2 protein-coding genes are annotated in these 1,501 nt (G+C 62.2%); one reads left to right on the top strand and one right to left on the bottom strand.

The features are described 5' to 3' along the window. Positions 1–295 (top strand): hypothetical protein (locus tag MBENS4_RS26235; RefSeq protein WP_206778153.1); only part of this gene is annotated, 295 nt, incomplete at its 5' end. A 46-nt stretch (positions 296–341) separates the two neighbouring features. On the opposite strand, the gene tnpC is transcribed toward MBENS4_RS26235, so the two are convergent. Beyond that, positions 342–1,501 (bottom strand): IS66 family transposase (gene tnpC, locus MBENS4_RS23635; protein ID WP_039396853.1); only part of this gene is annotated, 1,160 nt, incomplete at its 5' end.

Raw genomic sequence — 1,501 nt, 5'->3', positions numbered from 1 at the left:
GGATTATACTTCAGATGGAGGCACGTTCCCGAAAGGAACAGAGGTCGCTCAGTTTGCATACTATAGGACCAACGACAGCGCGGCGTGGGCAACACTGCATATCGGCGAAGTCGCAAAGCACATCCGTGTAGAACACTCATTCACGGGAGCAGGTCCAGAGTTACCTCAAGATTATTTTCCGCCTGCATTGCGCGCGATGCGAAAGGCTTCAGACGCCGTTCGCACCGATTGCCACCTTGATCTTCGGAACATGAGCTTGAAGGCCGTTGGGCAAGATGTTGACGTTTTAGACTGACGTATGGGCTATTCGCGACAGGAGTTCATTCGAAAACCGTCGCTGTTCAGTTCCAAGGCAACAACTCGTCGATCCGGTTGATGGGATGCCCCTTGCCGATGCGGTCGAGGACGTCGGCCAGCCATTCTTGCGGATTGACGCCGTTGAGCTTGGCGGTTTCCAGTAGCGAATACATGGCGGCGGCACGCTCACCGCCGCAGTCCGCGCCAGCAAACATCCAGTTCTTGCGGCCAACGGCTATGCCCCTGAGGGCATTCTCTGCTGGATTATTGTCGATCTCGAGCCTGCCGTCCTGGGTGTAGGCGAGCAGTTGCGGCTTGAGCTTCACGGCATAGCGCAGCGCCTCGGCCAGCGGTGAGCGGGCCGAGGCCTTGGACAATACGTCATCGGCCCAGGCGAAGAAATCCATCGCCTTGAGCCGCGACGCCTTGCGCGCCCTGCAGCGAATATCGGCCGGCTCTCCGGAAATTTGCCGCTCGATCTCATAGAGGTCGCGGATCATGAGCAGCCCCTTGCCCGCGGCCGAGCGCGGGTCTGCCTTGTAGACATCGTTGATTTTACGCCGGGCATGTGCCCAGCAGGCGACCGGTGTGATCGGGGCTGGCTTGCGGTCACTCGCATAGAGGCGGTCAAAACCGGCATAGGCATCGGCCTGTAGGAAGCCCGTGAAGGTCTTGAGGTGCTCGCGCGGTCTCTCGCCCTTGCGGTCGGGGCTGTAGCGGAACAGCGCCGCTGGCTTGTCCAAGTGGCTCCATCGTCGGTTGTCGCGAAGGTAGACCCATAATCGCCCGGTCGCCGTCTTCCCGGTCCCCGGCGCCAGCACGGGAACGGGCGTGTCGTCGGCATGGACCTTCACGCTGGCCATGACGTGATCGGCGATCCGATCGACCAGCGGTTGCAGCAGCCAGCTTGCCTGGCCGAGCCAGTCCGCCATCGTCGAGCGGCTGATCTCCACGCCTTCGCGGGCGTAGATCTGCGACTGGCGATAGAGCGGCAGATGGTCGGCAAACTTCGATACGATGACATGGGCCAGCAGCCCGGGACCGGCGCGGCCGCGCGGCACGGGCAGCGCCGGAGCGGGGGCCTGGCTGATCGCATCGCAGCGGGTGCAGGAAAGCTTGGGGCGGACATGGCGCACGACGCGGAAGCGAGCTGGGACATATTCCAGCACTTCGGTCACATCCTCGCCGAGCTTGCCCATCGTGC

The sequence above is a fragment of the Novosphingobium sp. MBES04 genome, from assembly GCF_000813185.1.
Lineage (GTDB): Bacteria > Pseudomonadota > Alphaproteobacteria > Sphingomonadales > Sphingomonadaceae > Novosphingobium > Novosphingobium decolorationis.
This window is presented reverse-complemented; position numbering and strand designations above follow the sequence as displayed.